The 19,185-nt window shown below is 69.3% G+C and carries 15 protein-coding genes and 3 pseudogenes; 8 read left to right on the forward strand and 10 right to left on the reverse strand.

The genetic code is table 11. The features are described from left to right. Positions 1–24: 24 nt before the first annotated feature. From OG747_RS02170 to tnpA, 4 genes and pseudogenes are all read right to left on the reverse strand, one after another. On the reverse strand, positions 25–318 hold the full coding sequence (locus OG747_RS02170; RefSeq protein ID WP_405877232.1) for a hypothetical protein: 294 nt from the start codon (positions 316–318) through the stop codon (positions 25–27). Positions 319–436: 118 nt separating this feature from the next. Further along, positions 437–1,462 carry an alcohol dehydrogenase gene (locus tag OG747_RS02175; RefSeq protein WP_405877234.1) on the reverse strand — a complete coding sequence of 342 codons (1,026 nt, stop codon included), beginning with the start codon at positions 1,460–1,462 and terminating at the stop codon, positions 437–439. A 208-nt stretch (positions 1,463–1,670) separates the two neighbouring features. Beyond that, on the reverse strand, positions 1,671–2,435 hold the full coding sequence (locus OG747_RS02180) for a hypothetical protein (protein WP_405877236.1): 765 nt from the start codon (positions 2,433–2,435) through the stop codon (positions 1,671–1,673). Between the two features lie 106 nt (positions 2,436–2,541). After that, positions 2,542–2,969, reverse strand: a pseudogene (gene tnpA / locus OG747_RS02185) (IS200/IS605 family transposase). Between the two features lie 26 nt (positions 2,970–2,995). On the opposite strand from tnpA, the gene OG747_RS02190 reads away from it, so the two are divergent. Next, a complete protein-coding gene (locus tag OG747_RS02190) occupies positions 2,996–4,153 on the forward strand; it encodes an RNA-guided endonuclease InsQ/TnpB family protein (RefSeq protein ID WP_405877238.1) in 1,158 nt (385 codons plus the stop codon). 181 nt (positions 4,154–4,334) lie between these two features. Beyond that, positions 4,335–5,990 carry a protein kinase domain-containing protein gene (locus OG747_RS02195; protein WP_405877240.1) on the forward strand — a complete coding sequence of 552 codons (1,656 nt, stop codon included), beginning with the start codon at positions 4,335–4,337 and terminating at the stop codon, positions 5,988–5,990. A 114-nt stretch (positions 5,991–6,104) separates the two neighbouring features. Here the strand turns inward: OG747_RS02195 and OG747_RS02200 are convergent, their stop codons facing one another. The 3 genes from OG747_RS02200 to tgmA form a co-directional block, all read right to left on the reverse strand. Continuing rightward, the gene (locus OG747_RS02200) at positions 6,105–6,368 is read right to left on the reverse strand and encodes a twin-arginine translocation signal domain-containing protein (RefSeq protein WP_405877242.1); all 264 of its coding nucleotides are present in this window, start codon (positions 6,366–6,368) and stop codon (positions 6,105–6,107) included. 173 nt (positions 6,369–6,541) lie between these two features. Beyond that, the gene (gene tgmB, locus OG747_RS02205; protein ID WP_405877244.1) at positions 6,542–7,483 is read right to left on the reverse strand and encodes an ATP-grasp ribosomal peptide maturase; all 942 of its coding nucleotides are present in this window, start codon (positions 7,481–7,483) and stop codon (positions 6,542–6,544) included. Positions 7,484–7,498: 15 nt separating this feature from the next. Continuing rightward, positions 7,499–7,690: a putative ATP-grasp-modified RiPP gene (tgmA, locus tag OG747_RS02210; protein WP_060896220.1), complete on the reverse strand. Its 192-nt coding sequence runs from the start codon at positions 7,688–7,690 to the stop codon at positions 7,499–7,501. Positions 7,691–7,927: 237 nt separating this feature from the next. On the opposite strand from tgmA, the gene OG747_RS02215 reads away from it, so the two are divergent. Then, positions 7,928–8,956 (forward strand): hypothetical protein, encoded by a 1,029-nt coding sequence (locus OG747_RS02215; RefSeq protein ID WP_405877246.1) that lies wholly within the window; start codon positions 7,928–7,930, stop codon positions 8,954–8,956. Positions 8,957–9,008: 52 nt separating this feature from the next. Here OG747_RS02215 and OG747_RS02220 read toward each other — a convergent pair. Further along, a pseudogene (locus tag OG747_RS02220) lies at positions 9,009–9,614 on the reverse strand (glycoside hydrolase domain-containing protein); the annotation flags it as partial. 79 nt (positions 9,615–9,693) lie between these two features. After that, positions 9,694–10,677: an aldo/keto reductase gene (locus tag OG747_RS02225; protein WP_405877248.1), complete on the reverse strand. Its 984-nt coding sequence runs from the start codon at positions 10,675–10,677 to the stop codon at positions 9,694–9,696. 215 nt (positions 10,678–10,892) lie between these two features. Between OG747_RS02225 and OG747_RS02230 the strand changes: the two are divergent. From OG747_RS02230 to OG747_RS02250, 5 genes and pseudogenes are all read left to right on the forward strand, one after another. Further along, a pseudogene (locus OG747_RS02230) lies at positions 10,893–11,764 on the forward strand (FAD-binding protein); the annotation flags it as partial. A 248-nt stretch (positions 11,765–12,012) separates the two neighbouring features. Then, positions 12,013–12,531 carry a DUF2231 domain-containing protein gene (locus OG747_RS02235; protein WP_405877250.1) on the forward strand — a complete coding sequence of 173 codons (519 nt, stop codon included), beginning with the start codon at positions 12,013–12,015 and terminating at the stop codon, positions 12,529–12,531. Positions 12,532–12,802: 271 nt separating this feature from the next. Beyond that, entirely contained in the window at positions 12,803–14,191 is a 1,389-nt protein-coding gene (locus OG747_RS02240) for a ricin-type beta-trefoil lectin domain protein (RefSeq protein WP_405877252.1), read from the forward strand. 58 nt (positions 14,192–14,249) lie between these two features. Next, positions 14,250–16,472 (forward strand): RICIN domain-containing protein, encoded by a 2,223-nt coding sequence (locus OG747_RS02245; protein WP_405885417.1) that lies wholly within the window; start codon positions 14,250–14,252, stop codon positions 16,470–16,472. Between the two features lie 26 nt (positions 16,473–16,498). After that, the gene (locus tag OG747_RS02250; RefSeq protein ID WP_405877254.1) at positions 16,499–17,791 is read left to right on the forward strand and encodes a ThuA domain-containing protein; all 1,293 of its coding nucleotides are present in this window, start codon (positions 16,499–16,501) and stop codon (positions 17,789–17,791) included. 53 nt (positions 17,792–17,844) lie between these two features. Here the strand turns inward: OG747_RS02250 and OG747_RS02255 are convergent, their stop codons facing one another. After that, positions 17,845–19,005, reverse strand: a complete 1,161-nt coding sequence (locus OG747_RS02255; protein WP_405877256.1) for a glycoside hydrolase family 88 protein — start codon at positions 19,003–19,005, stop codon at positions 17,845–17,847. Positions 19,006–19,185 lie beyond the last annotated feature (180 nt).

The raw sequence follows: 19,185 nt of genomic DNA on the forward strand, positions 1-19,185 counted from the left end.
CCATTCAACCAATTTGCCGCCACTCTAGACCTCCAGGCTGCGCGTCGGCCACTGCTCGGGGTCGACCACGTGCAACGGGCTGGCGCTGACCGCGACCAGTCCGCTCCAGCCCGTCTCGTGGCTCGCGCCGAGACCGGCACCGTTGTCGCCGTGGAAGTACTCGTAGAGCAGCGGCAGATCCTGCCAGTGCGGGTCCGTCCGGAACTGGGCCCTGACGAGCAGCAGGTTCTGGCAGTACGGCGCCATCCAGGCGGTGCCGTCCGCCTGGTCGAGGTGGCTGCCGGTGGGCAGGGGGGCGCTGCGGTCGAGGACACCCATGTTGTCGAATGCGACGACCTGCTCATCGGCCCCGCGCAGGTCGGTCGCGCGGTGGCGGCGGCCACCGGTGTACGAGTCCCCGACCCGTCCTCGGGAAGCACCGCGGGTGGATGCCGCGTCAGCTCGTGTTGAGCACCATCCGGAAGCGGGCGGCACCGGAGAGCATCTTCCGGTACGCCGCGTCGGCCTCTTCCAGCGTCACGACCTCCGCCATCGGGCGGATGCCGTGCAGGGCGCTGAATTCCATGGTGTCCTGGATGTCCTGCGAAGTGCCGCTGGGGTGGCCGCGGACGACCTTGCCGGCCATGAGCAACTGGATCGGGCTGATTCCTAGCGGCTCCATGTCCGCGCCGACGACCACCAGCTCACCGCGGTGGCCCAGTCCGTCCACGGTCGCGGTGATGGCGGCGGAGTTGGCGGCGGTGGCCAGGACGACCTGGGCGCCCCCGAGGGACTGCAACTCCTCGGCGACCGGGGTGCCGGCCGTGCTGTCGATGTAGTGGTGCGCGCCGAGCTGCTTGGCGAAGTCGGCCTTGTCGGCACCGCGGGCAATGGCCACGGTCTCAAAACCCATCGCGGCCGCGTACTTCACCCCCAGGTGTCCCAGACCGCCGATGCCGAGCACGGCAACCAGGTCACCCGGCCGCGCCGAGCTGCGCCGCATGCCGTTGTACACGGTCACGCCCGCGCAGGCCAGGGGCGCCGCATCGGTCGCCGCCAGCGCGTCGGGGATCCGGGCCAGCGCATCCACGGGCACGACCACCGTCTGGGCGTAGCCCCCGTCGTAGGACCATCCGGGGACCTTCAGGTTCACGCACACGACGAAGTCGCCCTGCCGACAGGGCGTGCAGTGGCCGCACGCGCCGCCGAACCAGCCCACCGCCACCCGGTCGCCCACCTGCCAGCCGCGGTCCTGCGTCCCCTCGCCGAGCTCGTCGACCCGCCCGGCGACCTCATGCCCGGGGACCACCGGAAACGTCACGCCCGGGACGGCGGCGTTCACGAACATGGTGTCGCTGTGGCACACCCCGCAGGCCTCGACGGCGACACGTACATGTCCGGGGCCCGGCTGTGGGACCTCACGCTCGACGATCTCGAACGAACCGCCGGCGGCGGTCACCTGCGCGACTCGATAGGTAGCCATCCGGATCCCTGCCTTGGAGAGTCGGTCTGATCTCGAAGCTCTGCCCGCGGGCGGTCGAACCGGATCTCGCTGCCGAGCATCGGTACGCCGCCGACGGACGGGGCACGGATAACCTCACGCTACTGCAGGTCACAGCGCTCGGCGAGCCGTGCGCCGACGCGCGGTGAACGTGCCGCGCTGGTGCAAGCTCCCGGTGCTGCTGCCGGTGCTACTGATCCGTGTCTGAGTGATGGAGATCGGAGCCGACGGTCGTCGGGGACGGCGACACCGTGTGTGGCTGAGGGCTTGGCGGCGGCGATGTGGGCGTGGGCTCGCTGCGGTGGATCCACAGGAGGGCTCCTGCCAGCAGCGCGGTGCCGCCCAGGAGCCAGGGCAGCGGGCCCGGCGGAAGGACACCCACGATCAAGCCGGTGAGAGCTGCCACCAGTTGCAGCGCGAGAGACTGGACGGACAGCGCCGTGGTGCGGCCCGCACGGGTGACACGGCGGTGCAGGAGCTCGTTCTCGCTCGGCCCCGCGGCGCCGAACCCGAGGTAGACCAGGCCGTATCCGGTGGCCGCGAGGACCAAGGGGATCGTGCCCGTGGCTGCCGCCGTGGCGCCGAGCAGCAGCAGGCCGCTCGCGCTGATGCCGAGGCTCACCATGACCGCACGCTCGCCGCCGCCGGCGAGCCGGGGGGTGAGCGGGGCGAGGTGGCTTCCGACACCGGAGCAGATGAAACCGGCGCAGGCGATGGCGGCGACGAGTACGGCGCCCGACTCCGATGCGCCCGTGAGGGCTGCGGCACGGCCCGGTGTGAGCAGTTCGATCGCGGCCAGGGCGCTACCGGCGGCTCCCGCGCTCAGGAGCAACCGACGGACCAGCGCGTCGCGGCCGCCCAGCCGCAGTCCGTCCGCGACGGTCACCGGGATGCCTCGCAGCACATGGCCGAGGGTGGCCCTCGCCCGGGGCGGCTCGCGCAGAGCGTTCAGCATGATCTAGCGCGGAGCCCCGGGCGTTCACGCTCGGGAGGAATCGCTTCTCTGGACTGCTCTGACCCGCGCGCGTGCAGGGGTCTGCACTGTTGTTGGCCTCAGCCGTCTACTGCGGGCGCTTCTGGTTCTCGATGTACTCCTTGATGATGCTGAGCGGGGCGCCGCCGCAGCTCGCCGCGAAGTACGAGGGTGACCAGAAGTGCGCGCCCCACAGGTACTTGCGGATGTGGTCGGGGTACTCCTGGCGGAGTCTGCGGGCGGAGACGCCTTTGAGGGAACCGACCAGCTTGGAGACCGAGACCTTGGGCGGGTAGTGCACGAGGAGGTGGACGTGATCCTTCTCGCCGTTGAACTCGACCAGTTCGGTTTCGAAGTCGGCGCAGACGGCTCGCATGACTTCCTCGCAGCGTCGCAGGATCTCGTCGGTGAACGGCCCGCGCCGGTACTCGGAGTGAAGACCAAGTGGGCGTGGAGGGCATGGACGACCGTGCGGCCCCTGCGAATATTGGGGTTTGGTTCCCAGCGTGGTGACATAGGTCAACTGTAGTACGGTGATCCACGTGAAGATCGTCGTGCAAGTCAAACTGGTGCCGGATGCCGCGCAGGCATCCGCTGTCGGCGCGACCTTGCACACGGTCAACGACCGGGCCAACTGGGTGTCCGAGGTGGCTTTCACCCGTGGTGTGCCGCGCGAGTACGAGCTGCGCAAGCACACCTACGCCGAGCTGAAAGCGGCCGGCCTCGGAGCGCAGGCCGCGCAGCACACGATCAAGAAAGTCGTGGACGCCTACACCACGCTGCGGGCGAACCTGCGGGCGGGGAACCTCGGCAAGCTGGGCTCGAAGCGCCGGAAGAAGGCCGAGTCCAAGCCGGTCGCCTTCCGCCCCGAGGCCGCGCACCCGTTTGACGACCGGTGCTTGTCCTGGCAGTACGACGCGCAGACCGTCTCCATCTGGACCACCGCCGGACGACTCAAGAACGTCCGCTTCGCCTGCTCCCCGGACGCGCTCAAAACGTTGCGGGAGTACCGCAAGGGCGAATCGGACCTGATCGAACGTGACGGCGTCTTCTACCTGATCGCCGTGTGCGAGGTTCCCGAGGCCGAGCAGTACGAGCCCGACCAGTTCATCGGCGTGGACCTCGGCATCGCCAACATCGCCACCACGTCCACCGGATACCGGGCGGCCGGCCGCGGCCTGAACCGGCACCGTAAGCGGCAGCTCGACCTGCGGAAGAAGCTGCAGGCCAAGGGCACCAAGTCCGCCCGGCGACGGCTCAAGAACCGGCGCCGCAAGGAAGCGCGGCACGCCGCGAACGTCAACCACATCATCGCGAAACAGATCGTGACCGAGGCTGAACGCACCTCGTCCGGCATCGCCCTGGAAGACCTGGGCGGAATCCGGCAGAGGGTACGGCTCCGCAAGCCCCAACGGGTCACGCTCCACTCCTGGGCCTTCCACCAGCTCGGGCAGTTCGTTGAGTACAAGGCGCGCCGGGCAGGCGTCCCGCTGGTGTACGTCGATCCGGCGTACACCAGCCAGGAATGCGCCGAGTGCCATCACATCGAGAAGAAGAACCGGGTCGACCAGGCCCTCTTCATCTGCCGGAAGTGCGGGGTCGTTGCCCACGCCGACCGGAATGCTTCCCACAACATCGCCGCTCGCGGTGAGGCTGTGTGGATTGCGGGGCGTGAGTCACGCGTCCCAGCACCTTCCTAGGTGTCTGGACGGAGGAGGCCACACCACAGCCAGTGGTGCCCTACCTCCAAACCCGGTCGTTCACGGCCAGGTCAAGTTGACGAAAAACAGGACCCGGGAATCGCCCGCCTTTGAACACACAACGTCACGCCCGCCGTACAACCGGGAAAGGTGAGAGTCCGGTGCGCAGCGAGGGATGACCATGGTCAAGGTGCAAGTCTCCACGGATGAGTTGGTCGCCGGAAGATACCGACTGATGGAGGTCCTCCAGCACGAGGAGGGGCGCGACGGCTGGCACGGCCAGGACGTCGAGTCCGAGCGGCCGGTCACCCTGACCCGCTCACGGCTGCCGGACCATCTGCGCGAGGAGGCGGAGCTGCGCACCGCGGTCCGGATCACCCGGGAGTCCGAGGCCCTGGGGCTGGTCTGCCCCGGCCGGGTGGCCGTCGTCATCGACGTCGTCGAGGACAACGATTTCCTCTGGACGGTCACCGCACGGCCCGCGGGCGTTCCCCTGAGTGCGCTCCTCGGGCACGGCCCCGTGAACTACGTCCGGGCGGCCCGGATCGGGCTCGGCGTCCTCGACGTCCTGGGAGCCGCCCATCAGGAAGGGATCACGCACGGCGACCTCAGCCCCGGGCAGGTGTGGGTGGAGGAGCAGGGCGGGGTCACGGTCGGTGGATTCGGACTGATGGGAGCCGCCGCGTCCCCACGCGTCACGGCACCCTCGTACGCCTCCCCCGAGCAGGCCCGCGGCGAGGGCGGCGGACCGGCCACGGACCTGTGGGCACTGGGCGCGATCATGTACGAGATGGTCGAGGGCCGTCCGGCCATCCGCGACCGGGGCGGGCTCGAAGCCACCTTCCGCGCCGTGGAACGGCTGCCCATCCGGGCCCCGTTGAGCGCGGGGCCGCTCGGTCCGGCCATTCAGGGACTCCTGCGCCGCGATCGCGTGGAGCGGGTCCCCGAGCAGGTGGTACGGGAAGCGCTCACCCGCATCCTCAGGGCGGAACTCGAAGATGAGATGCCCACCGAGACCCTGCCGCTCTTCCGGGAGACGGACCTCGAAACCCCGCCAGCGGGGCGGGTTCGGGGCAAACTGCCCGTCAGCCGACCGGTGTTGCTGGGCGGGGCACTGGCCGTGACCGTCGTCTGCTTCGCCGTGCTCACCGCGGCGGGCGGACTGTCCCAGCGCAACACGTCCGCGTCCGGCGCCGCGCCTTCGCCCATGGTTTCCGCCAAACCGTCCCCCGCGCCGAGCGCCCCGCCCAGCGGTGCCGTCTCCCAGCAGGCACCGTCGGCCTCGACATCCCCTTCCTCTCCCTCTCCCTCTTCCTCGTCCCCGTCCGCTTCGCCTTCGCCTTCGCCGTCCCGCACGCTCACCGAGGATCCGCCCGCAGGCTTCTTCCGCTACACCGCGCCCCAGGGTTTCTCCATCGAACTGCCCAAGGGGTGGAAACCCCTGCAGACCCAGAATTCCGCCGACGGCTCCTACCGCATCCTCCTCGGCGCGAGCGGTGACCCGCGCACCCTGACCGTCACCTACAGCACCCAGCTCGGCTCGGACCCCGTCGCGGTCTGGCGCGAGGTGGACGCGTCCCTGCGGAACGCCTCCATCGACTACCAGCGGTTGGGTGACATCCGCGCCGTGGAGTATCAGGGGTACAAGGGCGCGGACATGGAGTGGCTCTCCACGTCCGACGGGGTCCGTGAGCGCACGTTCGGGCGTGGCTATCTCATCGGGGACCACCGCGGCTACTCGCTCAGGTGGACGACCCCGGCCGCCGACTGGGACACCGCCGCCAACCGGGCGGCCCTGGCCACCTTCCTGCGCACCTTCAAGGGCACCTCACATTGAATCGTCCCCCTCGTGAACGAGGGGGATTCCTGGCTCACGCTGCTCGGTCGCTCAGCAAGCGATCGAGTCTTACGCGATCGGCACCAGCCGGGTCGAGACCAGCCCGGACGAGCATCACGCGGGCGGAGTTCTTGTCCCTGGGGCGGGACACTCCGCACACGGTGCAGGTGTAGATACGTTCGGACAGCGGCAGTGCGTGCTCGGCTCTCGCTCCGCAGTCCGCCGCGGCGCGGGTGTGCGCCGCGGCCGGTGCGGTGCCGAGGGCGGTGCGGTGCCGAGGGCGGTGGTGGCACCTGCGACACCCGCGACGCCTGCCGCGGCGAGGAGTTGACGACGGGAGAGGGCAAGGGCGGTGAGGGGGCCCCGGTCGCGTTCCATGACAGAGAACGCTCACGCGTCTCAAAACCCGTGAGCAACAGCGCCCTTCACGCCAGACAGGTACGGTCCGGCCGGTCCCGGCCCTCCAGTCCCGGCCTCCTCCGGTCCCCGTCTCCAGCGGTCACGGGGTGGCGGCCGCGGTGTGGCGGTCCTGGATCGAAGACCTACGCGCGTCAACGGCCCTCCATGGGTCTTCGCTGTGCCAGCCACAGGGCGACCGCCTCCGAGATGGGCTGGCCCGTCTCCAGTTCGATGAAGCCGAACTGCCCGCCCTGGTTGCCCTCCAGAAACCACCAGACGCCGTCCTCGTCCTCGGCGAAGTCGAAGGCGGCGTACGCGAGTCCGGTGAAGGCCGTGTACTCCTGGACCGAGCGCGCGATGCGGCCCGGCACCGTGCTCGGCTGCCAATTGTGTCCGGTGTCGCCGAAGCGTCCGTCGACCTGCCCGGGCACAGCGGCCTTCCGGGCCGCGAACAGCCGGTTGCCGATGCAGGTGAGCCGGATGTCGGCCCGCTTGGGAATGTACTGCTGGAGCAGCGCGGGACCGGCCGCGACGCCGGAGAAGTCCGCGCCGGGGCCGATCAGTGTGGTCGGCAGGGCCACCGGGGGTTCGCCGGGCGGCGGCCCGGAGGCGGACTTCACCACCACCTGCCGGTACTCCTCCACGAACTGCTGAGCCACCCGAGGAGCAGTGGTGATCACGGTCGGCGGGACCGCGAAGCCGCTGCTGTGGGCCACCCTCAACTGCCAGGGTTTGTGCCGGGCCTGCTCGGCCCGGCGCGGGTGGTTCATCCAGCGGGTGGAGGCGGAGTAGAGCATGCCGAACAGGGCCTGCTTGGTCTCCGCGGTGAGCCACGGCGAGGGCTCCGCCGCGTGCGCCGCGGGTTCACCCGGCCGGCGCACCCACACGGAGCGCAGGCCACCCATGCTGAGCACATGGCCGTTGACCGAGAGGTAGCCGTCGAAGTCGCCGTGCGCGTAGTCCGCGGACAGCACCGCCTTGCCCGGCAGGTCGGCCGGGTCCAGGCGCACCATGGGCACGCCCTGTTCGTGCAGCCTGGCCACGACCATGTCGGCGGTGACGTCCTGCTCCGCCGTGAGAATGAGTACCGTCATGTGCGTGAGTGACCGTCAGTCGTCGAAGTGCGTCTGGGAACCGGCGGTGGAGGTGGTCGTGCCGGTGGCCATCAGAAGGGCGTGGTCACTGACGGCCGGGCGGCCGTCCGGCAGCACGTTCAGTTGCAGGGACACGTCGAAGTGGTACGGGGGTATTGCGGCCGAATGCCCTGTGGGCAAGGCGTAGTTGAGGGTGAACGGTCGCACGAAAGATCCTCCCGCCATCTCACGATGCTCTACCCCCTCCCCTACGTGTCACGACCGTAAGGAATTCATCACTTTCCGCCACATCGGGGTGAAGGGCATCACATCGCGTCGTTTCAGGCTTACTAGTTTCCGTATTGCACGTGTGCGTGCTTGATTGTCTGCTGACCCAAGCCAAAGCTTCGGCCAAGGCTTCATTCTCCGTAATCTAGACGCCGTTCCTACCCAGGAGAGTTCCCGGTGACCGCAGTTCTCGACCCGACCGCCGAATCCGCCCCGTTTCAGGGCGTGTTGGACCCCATCTCGTGTGACGCACGCGACTTCGGGGCCTACGCCCGGACCGGCGGCTGGGCCTTCGCCCTGAAGGTGGCGCGCAGTGTGCGCCCCGGTGGGCAGTCCGCCGGCGAGACGCCGAAGGTGTCCGCGAAGGAGTTCGCCGAGCGGGCCGGATGCTCCCCCGAACGGGTGATGCGCTACTACAAGGCGTGGGACAGGGCGGCCGACGACGGGCTCGTCCCGCATTTCGAAGTCCTCGTCCCGGGCGAGGACATCGAGCTGCCGGACGCGGAGGTGTGGCAGACGTACTTCCTCTCCCGCTCCAGCGCCTCCTCCGAGCGCGGCACCGCCATCTCTCAGGCCGCGGAGGCCGAGGGCATCCGCCCCACCAAGGCCCTGGAGGTCGCCGAGAACCCCACCGCGCTGCGGGCCGCGATCCTCGCCGACCCCTCCACGGCCCAGGCGGCCCGGGCCGCGCTCCTCGACCGGGTGAAGGAAGACCCGGCGCTGCAGGCCGAGTTGGCCCGTGACATCGCGCGCACCGACGAGCTGAAGAAGGCGGTCGCCACCGAGACCAGGGCGGCCGACCGAATCGGCTATGTCCGTCAGATCGTGGAGAAGGGCCAGATCAGGACCCCGGCCGGGCAGACCCTCGACGCCCCGGCCGAACTGCGCTCCGAGGCCGAGCGCCACCTCTCCCTCCTCGACGAGCTGGACGAGGGCGAGGACACCGGCGAGTGGGCGACCGAGGCGTACGACACCATGAAGAACCTCGTCGTGGAGACCGTCGAGGCCGACCCTGAACTGCGCGTCCAGGAACGCCGGACGAAGTTCTACAACAGCCTGCAGAGGGCCACGAAGGTCTTCGAGGAGCTGACCTTCGACGACGCCGACGACATCTACGAGGACGACATGGTGCAGCGCCTGGAGGAGCTCCAGCAGGCGATCGGCTCCTGCATCACGGCACTTCGGAGCGCGGCTCCCCGGCAGTGAGCCACGCCGGTGGCCTCCCGGGAACGGTCCGCCTCCCGGGAGGCCACCGGGTTCAGCGGGGCAGGCCGGCCGGGTCGGTCGCCCACCGGGTGTTGGGCTGTTCGGCGAGCCGGAAGGCGATCCTGCCGCCCTTCGTCGTCAGGTCGGCATCCGTCCAGGAGCGTTGCGCGGTGCGCCCGCCCACCCGTACGGCGTCGATGTACGGGTGGGCGGCGTCGGCGTCGGGTGCGCTGACGGTGAGGTCGGCGCCGCCCGGACGGTCCACGACCGCGGTCGGGAAGAGCGGGGCGCCGAGCAACATCGAGGCGCTTCCTGGGGTTCGGGGATACAGGCCGAGGGCGGAGAAGACGTACCAGGCGGACATGGTGCCGAGGTCGTCGTTGCCGGGCAGTCCCGAAGGTCCGGTCCCGTACACGGTGTTGAGGATCTGACGCACCGTCGCCTGGGTTTTCCAGGGCTGTCCGAGGGCGTTGTAGAGCCACGGCGCGTGAATGCCGGGTTCGTTGGTGGGGTCGTAGCGCAACGGATCGCCGCCGCGCACCGACCAGGAGCCGTCGAGGTTGCGGGCCTGGATGTAGCCGGCGTCGGCCGTGGCGGCGGGGTTGAACACATTGCGCCAGTAGGCTCCCCGCTCGGCCAACACCGCGGCCACCTGGTCGTTCCGGTCCGCCTTTCTGCTGCGGTCCGCGCAATCGTCCCAGTCCGTGGAACAGTCCGATCCCGGGGGCCGAGGTCGGCTACCAGCGGCCCTCCACCTGCTCCTTGATCCGTCGGTCGTAGAGTTCGTCGATGGCGTCCAGGGTCTGCCGCGGCAGCGCCGGGAGCTTCGCGGCGGTCGCGTTGGCGCGGGCCTGTTCGGGCGAGCGGGCACCCGGGATCACCGTGGTGACGCCGGGCTGCTGGATGATCCAGCGCAGCGCCAGCTGGGCCGGGGTGAAGCCCTCCGGTGCGAGGGCGGCGAACTCGGCCGCCGCCTCCACACCGGTCACGAAGTCGACGCCGGAGAAGGTCTCGCCCTGGTCGAAGGACTCGCCGTGGCGGTTGTACGTCCGGTGGTCGTCCGCCGCGAACACCGTGTCCTTCGTGTACTTGCCGGAGAGCAGACCGGAGGCCAGCGGAACCCGGGCGATGATCGCGACGCCCGCCTCCTGGGCCGCCGGGAGCACCCGCCGCAGGGGCTTCATGCGGAACGGGTTGAGGATGATCTGAACGCTCGCCACGTTCGGCCGGGCGATCGCCGTCAGCGCCTCGTCGCACGTCTCCACGCTCACGCCGTACGCGGCGATCCGCTCTTCCTCGACCAGCGTGTCCAGCGCGTCGAACACCTCGTCCGACGAGTAGACGGGGGTCGGCGGACAGTGCAGTTGCACCAGGTCGACGCGGTCGACGCCCAGGTTGCGCCGGGAGCGGTCGTTCCACGCACGGAAGTTGTCGAGGACGTAGTTCTGCGGGATCTGCTCGACCCGGCGGCCCATCTTCGTCGCCACCATCACGTGCAGGTCGGGGCGGCCGGTGAGGAAGGACGCGATCGTCTGCTCGCTGCGCCCGTCGCCGTACACGTCCGCGGTGTCGAAGAACGTCACCCCGGACTCCGCCGCCGTTTCCAGCACCGCCTTGGCGTCCGCGTCACTCACGTCCCCCCAGTCGGCGCCGAGCTGCCACGTGCCGAGACCGATGACCGATGCCTTCTGACCTGACCTGCCGAATTCGCGCTCGTCCATGCGGTCAGTCTGACATCTCCGGTCGCCCGCGCAGGACGCCCTCCCTGGCCGCGCCCGCTCGCGCCCCCCATGCGGGCGCAACAGTGCGTCATTCACTCACATGGGCACATCGTTCAGACGGACGGGTGATGCGTGTCAACCGTCACCTACCGTGAACCGCGTGAGCGACCATTTGGGAACGTGAGCGACCATTTAGGAAGTGAAGGGCGCACCCCCTGGTCGGCGTCCCGGTCCCGCCGGGGTCGTGGTCGCGTCGGGGGTTCCTGCTGAGCGCGGCCTCGCTCGCCGCGCTGCCTCCACCCGCGCTGCCGGACCGCGCCGCCGCGTCGGCGGAGCTTCCCGGGTTCCCCGAGGGCGTCGACGTCTACCCTCCGCGTACCGCAACTGGGTCGGCGAGATCACCGCCACGGGCCTGTGGGCCTGCGCGCCGGCCGACCCGGGCCAGGTGGTCGCCGTGGTCAACTGGGCCTGGAAACAGGGCTGGACGGTGCGCGCCCGGGGCAGTTCCCACGGCTGGTCGCCGTTGACGATCCCCTCGGAGACCGAGGCGGGCGCCCCCGTGCTGCTCGTCGACACGGCCACGCATCTCACCGGTCTGTCCGTGGAGTCCACCGGCCCCGCCGCCGTGCGAGCCGGTGCCGGCGTCACGCTGGAAGCGCTGCTCGGTCATCTGGAGGACCACGGCCTCGGCCTCACGGCGGCGCCCGCGCCCGGCGACCTGACGCTCGGTGGCGCCCTGGCCATCGACGCGCACGGCACGGCCGTTCCGGCCCACGACGAGAGCAGACCGCCCGGGCCCACCTACGGCTCGCTCAGCAATCCCGTCCGGTCCCTCACGGCGGTGGTGCGGGACGCGGGCAGCGACGCCTACGTTCTGCGGACGTACGAAAGGGACGACCCCGACGGTGCGGCGCTCCTCGCACATCTCGGCCGCGCCCTGGTCACCGAGGTGACGCTGCGCGTGGGCGCGAACACCAACCTGCGCTGCGTCAGCCGTACCGACATCCCCGCCGCCGAGCCCTTCGCGGCGCCGGGCGACCCCACGGGCGAACGCACCCTCGCGAGCGGACGAGGCCGCCTGGGCCGACGAGGAGGTACTGGGCACCGCTCCGACCTCGGCGTCGGCCGGCCCCTCGGGATCGGTGATGCCGAGCGCGAGCAGCGCGATGGCGATCGCGAACACCGCGTCGCCGACCACTCCCGTGCACTCCCGCCTCAGAAGAACCTGAGAAGTTCCTGTGCCAGGCTGCGAGCCACCGGGCGCCGGGCGATCATCACCGCCCGCCCCTGAGAACCCCCCACTTCGCGACCCAGCGTTTCCAGGAGACAAGCCAGATGAGCCCCAGCACTGTCAACGGCCTGCCCGCTCACGTCCTGTTCGTGCACTTCGTCGTCGTCCTCGTACCGCTGACCGCGCTGGCGCTCGTCGTCTGCGCGATCTGGCCGCACCTCGCGCGGCGGCTCGGCGTCCTGCCGCCGGTGCTCGCGCTCGTGACGCTGGTGAGCGTGCCCCTCACCACGCAGGCGGGAGAGTGGCTGGAGAAGCACGTCGACAACTCGTCCCTGATAGAGCGACACGCCGAGCTCGGTGACGGTCTGCTGCCGTGGGCCCTCGGCCTGTTCGTGCTGTCCTCGGCGCTCTGGTGGGCGGGCCGCCGTACCGCCCCCGACAAGGGAGACACCTCGGGTCCGGCGGTCCGTCTGACGTCCGCGCCGGTCCGTATCGCCGCGGTCGTGCTGTCCCTCGTCGTGGCGACGGGCGCCGTGGTGGACGTCTACCGCATCGGCGACTCCGGCGCCAAGGCCGCCTGGCACGACGGCTTCTCGAAGACCGCGCAGAGTCAGGGTAACTGACTGAGGCCCCCACCAGCGGGCCGCACACAACCGCTTGCCGCAGCCGAGGTTCCGCACGTCGGATCCTCGGCTGTTTGCCGTCCCCGGGACGGTCGGTACGTTCAACTCCTTGTGAACACACATCAATTCGGGGTCTGCTTTACTTCATCTCTTGACGAGCCTGGTGCGGACCTTTAGGTTCACCGATCACTACAGCTCCATGGATGCACTCGTCATTCACGGATATGAATACCCCCCACTTTCAGCCTCCCCGAAGGGCTGTGACCCCCTGATGCCCAGACAATCCCTCACGCGCTCCACCGCACTGCGCGCCACTGTGACCACGGCGGTGTTCGCTCTCTCCGCCGGCGCCCTGAGCGTCTCCCCCGCCTCGGCGGCCACCGGGACGATCACCGGACTCGCGGGCAAGTGCCTCGACGTGGCCGGCGCGAGCTCCGCGAACGGCACGGCCGTTCAGCTCTACGACTGCAACGGCACCACCGCCCAGCAGTGGACCGTCGGCTCCGACGGGACCGTACGGGCCCTCGGCAAGTGCCTTGACGTCACCGGCAACTCGACCGCCGACGGCGCCAAGCTCCAGCTGTGGGACTGCACGGGCGGCGCCAACCAGCAGTGGACGGTCTCCGCCGCCCACGACCTCGTCAATCCGCAGGCCGACAAGTGTGCCGACGTCACCGGCAACACCTCGGCCAACGCCACGCCGATCCAGATCTGGACCTGCACCGGCGCCGCCAACCAGAAGTGGACCGCGCCCGCCGCCGACGGCGGCGGCACGCCCCCCTCCGCGCCGATGGCCGTCGCCCCGTACCTCTACAACGGCTGGGGCAACCCGCCGAGCCCCACCACCGTCATGAACGCCACCGGCGTCAAGTGGTTCACGCTGGCCTTCGTCCTCAGCAACGGCTACTGCAACCCGCAGTGGGACGGCGGCCGCGCGCTGACGGGCGGCGTCGACCAGCAGACCATCAACACCGTGCGCTCGGCCGGCGGCGACGTCGTCCCCTCCTTCGGTGGTTACAGCGGCAACAAGCTGGAGAGCTCCTGCTCCAGCGCCGGGGAGCTGGCCGCCGCGTACCAGAAGGTCATCAGCGCCTACGGGCTCAAGGCGATCGACATCGACATCGAGGCCGACGCCTACAGCAACACGACGGTCCAGCAGCGCACCGTGGACGCGCTCAAGACCGTCAAGGCCAACAACCCGGGCCTCAAGGTGTACGTCACCATCGGCACCGGGCAGAGCGGCCCCGACACCGGCCTGATCAACCGGGCCGCGGCGTCCGGACTGACGGTGGACGCCTGGACGATCATGCCGTTCGACTTCGGCGGCGCCGGCCAGAACATGGGCACGCTGACCCAGAATGCCGCGGAGGGCCTGAAGACGGCCCTCAAGAACGCGTACGGCTACAGCGACGACCAGGCGTACCGGGACATGGGCATCTCCTCCATGAACGGCATCACCGACAACAACGAGACCGTCACCACCGCCGACTTCCAGACCATCCTCGGTTACGCCCAGCAGCACCATCTGGCGCGGCTGACGTTCTGGTCGGCCAACCGTGACCGTCCCTGCCCGGGAAGCTACCCGAACGACGACACCTGCTCGGGCGTGGCCCAGAACGCCTGGCAGTTCACCAGCATCTTCGCCAAGTACACCGGCTGACGGACGCGCTCCGCCCTTCCACCCCCCACCACCACAGGAGAGATCCGTGCCCAGATCCGTGCTCAGACAGAAGAGACTGTCCGGCCGCCACCGGATACCGAAGGTTCTGACCGTGGCCGCGCTCGTGGCGAGCACCGTGTCCGGCATCGAGTTCGCCGCGCAGGACTCGGCGAGCGCGCAGACCGCGGCGGCCGCCGCCATACCGACCGGCTATACCACCGTGGTCAACAAGGGCAGCGGCAAGTGCGTCGACGCCCGCTCGGCCGCGAGTGCCGACGGCACCGCCGTCCAGCAGTACGCGTGCAACGGCAGCACCGCCCAGAACTGGCAGTTGGTGGCCACCAGCGGCGGCTACTACCGCGTGAACAGCAACCTGGACGCCACAAAGGCCTGGGACGTCACCGATGTCTCGACCGCCGACTCCGCGCCCGTCCAGCTGTGGACGTACTCCAGCGGCAACAACCAGCAGTGGCTGCCCGTCGCCGAGGCCGACGGCGCCTACCACTTCGTCAACCTCAACAGCGGGAAGTGTCTGGACGTCCCCAGTGCTTCCACCGCGGACAGCGTGCAGCTGGCGCAGTACACCTGCAACGGCACCGCCGCGCAGTCCTTCACTCTGGGCGGCGGCACGACGAACCCGCCGGGCACTCCGGACTTCGGCCCCAATGTGACGGTGTTCGACCCGTCGATGTCGGCGTCCAGCATCCAGTCCAAGCTGGACTCGGTCTTCTCCCAGCAGGAGACAAACCAGTTCGGCTCGGCCCGCCAGGCCCTGCTGTTCAAGCCCGGCACCTACAGCGCCGACGCCAACGTCGGCTTCTACACGCAGGTCGCCGGCCTCGGCTTCTCGCCGGACGACGTGACCATCAACGGTGCCGTGCACGCGGAGGCCGACTGGTTCCAGGGCAACGCCACCCAGAACTTCTGGCGCGACGCCGAGAACCTGTCGGTCAACCCCACGAGCGGCACCGACCGCTGGGCCGTCTCCCAGGCCGCCCCGTACCGGCGCATGCACGTGCGCGGCAACCTCGCGCTCGACGACGGCGGCTGGTCCAGCGGCGGCTTCATCTCCGACACCAAGGTCGACGGACAGATCCAGTCCGGCACCCAGCAGCAGTTCCTCACCCGGAACTCACAGATGGGCAGCTGGTCCGGCTCCAACTGGAACATGGTCTTCGTCGGCGACCAGGGCGCGCCGGCCCAGTCCTTCCCGACGTACACCAACGTCGCCAGCTCGCCGACGATCCGCGAGAAGCCCTTCCTGTACGTCGACAGCGCGGGCGCCTACCAGGTGTTCGTGCCCGGGCTGCAGTCCAACGCCGTCGGCACCACGTGGAGCGGGAAGACCCCGGCGGGCAAGTCCCTGCCGATCGACCAGTTCTACATCGTCAAGCCCGGCGCCACCGCGGCCGACATGAACTCGGCCCTCGCGGCGGGCAAGAACCTGCTGGTCACCCCGGGCGTCTACCACCTCGACCAGACGATCAACATCACGCGCCCCGACACGGTGGTGCTGGGCATGGGCATGGCCACCTTCGTGCCGGACGGCGGGATCACCGCCGTCACCACCGCCGACGTGGACGGCATCCAGCTGGCGGGCCTGCTGATCGACGCGGGTACCACCAACTCCCCGACGCTGATGCAGATCGGCTCGTCCGGTTCGTCCGCCGCCCACGCGGCCGACCCGACGCAGCTGTCCGACGTCTTCATCCGGATCGGCGGCGCCACCGTCGGCAAGGCGACCAACTCGCTGGTGATCAACAGCGCCAACACGATCATCGACCACACCTGGATCTGGCGGGCCGACCACGGCAACTCCGGCACGGTCGGCTGGACGACCAACACGGCGGACAACGGCCTGACCGTCAACGGCGACAACGTGACCGCGTACGGCCTGTTCGTCGAGCACTATCAGAAGACCCAGGTCACCTGGAACGGAAACGGCGGCAGAACGTACTTCTTCCAGAACGAGATGCCCTACGACCCGCCGAACCAGGCTTCCTGGATGAACGGCACCGGAAAGGGCTATCCCGCCTACAAGGTCGCCTCCTCCGTCACCTCCCACGAGGCATGGGGTCTGGGCAGCTACTGCTACTTCAGCGCCAACTCGAGCGTGGTCGCCGATCACGCCTTCGAGGTGCCGAGCGCGTCAGGGGTCAAGTTCCACGACATGGTGACCGTCTCGCTGGGCGGTGTCGGCACCATCAGCCACATCATCAACAGCACCGGAGGACCCTCCAACTCCAGCACCAACGTCGCCTACCTCACCAACTACCCGTAAACCGCACGGAAAGGATCGATCAGCAGATGCACACCATCAGATCCGGTTCCACCCGCGCGGCCCTGAGAATCCTCGTCCTGCTGGCCGCGCTGCTCGGTCTCGCAGTACCGCCCGCCGCCCACGCGAGCACCGCGGCGACCCCGTTCAAGGTGCTCGCGCTCTACAGCGGCACCTACGACGCGGCGCACATCGACTTCGACAAAGAGGCCAACGTCTGGTTTCCGCAGCAGGCCGCGGCGAACGGCTTCACCTACACGGCCAGCACCAACTGGGACCTGCTCAGCAACGGCGGTGTCAACGCGTACCAAGTCGTGCTGTTCCTCGACGACTTGCCGCAGACCTCCGCCCAACGCACCGGTTTCGAGACGTACATGAGGGGTGGCGGCGCCTTCATGGGCTTCCACGTCTCCGCCTTCACGACCGACGCCGCGAGCTGGTCCTGGTACCACAACCAGTTCCTCGGCTCCGGGAACTTCGTGTCGAACACCTGGGGTCCGACGTCGGTGACCCTGAAGGTCGAGGACCGTACGCACGCGGCCACCAAGAACCTGCCGGCCACGTTCACCTCGTCGGTCAGCGAGTGGTACAGCTGGTCCAACGACCTGCGGCAGAACCCGGACATCAAGATCCTGGCCTCGATCGACCCGAGCAGCTTCCCGGTCGGCACCGATCCCAACCAGTCCTGGTACAGCGGCTATTACCCGATCCTGTGGACCAACACGCAGTACAAGATGCTGTACGCGAACTTCGGCCACAACGCGATGAACTACACGACCAACACGCGTCTGTCGTCGACGTTCGCGAGCGCGACACAGAATCAGTTCCTGCTGGACGGCCTGAAGTGGCTGGGAGGGGCCGGCACCGGCACTCCCCCGGCTGACTCCCCCTCCGAGACCGCCTGGTACTCGCTGACAAATGCCGGCAACGGCACCTGTGTGGACGCCCGTTCGGCCGCCACGGCGAACGGGACCGTGATCCAGCAGTACGCCTGCAACGGCACCCAGGCCCAGCAGTTCCAGTTCCGCTCGACCGACAGCGGGTACCGGCAAGCCGCCATCCGTGCCAATCCACAGCAGGTCATCGACGTGACCGATGTCTCGACGGCCGACAACGCGCCGCTCCAGCTGTGGAGTTACTCGGGTGGGCAGAACCAGCAGTGGCTGCCGGTGAAGGAGAGCACCGGGCGCTACCACTTCACGGCTCGCCACAGCGGCAAGTGCCTGACCTCGGCGAGTGCCTCGACGAACAGCGTCCAGCTCACCCAGCGCACCTGCGACGGCTCCGCGGCACAGAGCTTCACGCTCACCGCGCAGCCCTGACAGCGACGCACCGGTGCCCCCGCCGTATGCGGCGGGGGCACCGGTGCGTCGCGTCAGGGTCCGGCCAGGCGGGCGAGTTCGGTGCCGGCGAGCAGGAAGGCGCCCACGCCGAAGTCCGCGGTGCTGTCGTAGGTGACGGGCTGGCTGGAATCGGGGCGGTCGCCGACGTTCTGGACGTAGCCGAGGAAGCCGTCGGGGTGTACGGCCGTGGTGACGAGGCCGTTCCAGGCGCGGGCCGCCACGGGAAGGCAGGTGCGCCGGTCGACGAGGCCTGCGCCGATCGCGTAGGAGGTGCCGTAGAGGAAGAAGGACGTGCCGCTGGTCTCGGGGCCGGGCAGATGGGCGGGGTCGGCGAGGTTGACGTTCCAGAAGCCGTCGGTGCGCTGCACCCGGGCGACGGCGGTCACCAGGCGTATCAGGGTGTCCCGGTATTCGAGGTGTTCGGCGGTGTGCCGCTGGGTGGGCGGCAGCGCCTTGAGGGTCTTGGTGTGTCCGCCCGCCACCCAGCCGTTGCCGCGCGACCAGACCACGGGCTTGCCCGCGGGCGAGACGATCCCGCCGGGGACCCCGGGGAGGAATCGCTTGTCGCGGTACCAGAGGCCGGTGGTGGCGTCGTACAGCCCCGTGCCGCCCTCGACGCGCTTGGTGTGGTCGTAGAGGGAGTACAGCTTCTGCCAGTACTGCGGGTCCTTGCGGAGGGCGCCGAGGCGGGCGAAGGGCGGCATGGCCATGTGGAGGGCGTCGTCCCACCACCAGTCGTCGTTCTTTTCCGGCTGGTCGGTGTAGATCATGCGGTGCAGGGAGGTCTCGATCGCGGTGATCTTCTGTTCCTCCGGTTCGATCTCGTAGAGATCGAGGTAGGCCTGCCCGGCGCAGTGGTTGTCGGCGTGGCGCGTGGTCACGCCGCCCTTGAGGCCGTAGGCGTGCTGCTCCGCCCAGCTCCGGGCGTAGGCGAGGTAGCGGGGGCTGCCGGTCAGGCGCTGCAGGGCGAGCAGTCCGCTGAAGAAGGTGGCGTTGGCCCAGCCGTTGTCGCCGGGGTCCGTGTGGGTGGCGATCCACTGGTCGGCCACGCGCCGCAGGACGGCGACGACCGCGCTTCTCGACGGCAGCCGCCCCGGAAGTGGAGCGGCCTGTGCGGTTCCCGTCAGTACGGGCTGGAGAGAGGCGGCGGCCGCGAGGGCGGCTCCACCGGCCAGCAGGTGTCGTCTACGCATATGAACAACTCCTACGGATGGGGATTCTCATCCTCAACGTGCGCCTCCCGTCGTGTCCATGACCGGTCGTCAACTTGTCGCGAACCGAACCGAGTTCATGTCCTCGTGCGATCTTCATGGAGTGGAACCCGGCCGTATGGTTACCCGGTCACGCCGGGCCATGTCACCCACCGGACTCCC

The sequence above is a fragment of the Streptomyces sp. NBC_01384 genome (assembly GCF_045040035.1).
Lineage (GTDB): Bacteria > Actinomycetota > Actinomycetes > Streptomycetales > Streptomycetaceae > Streptomyces.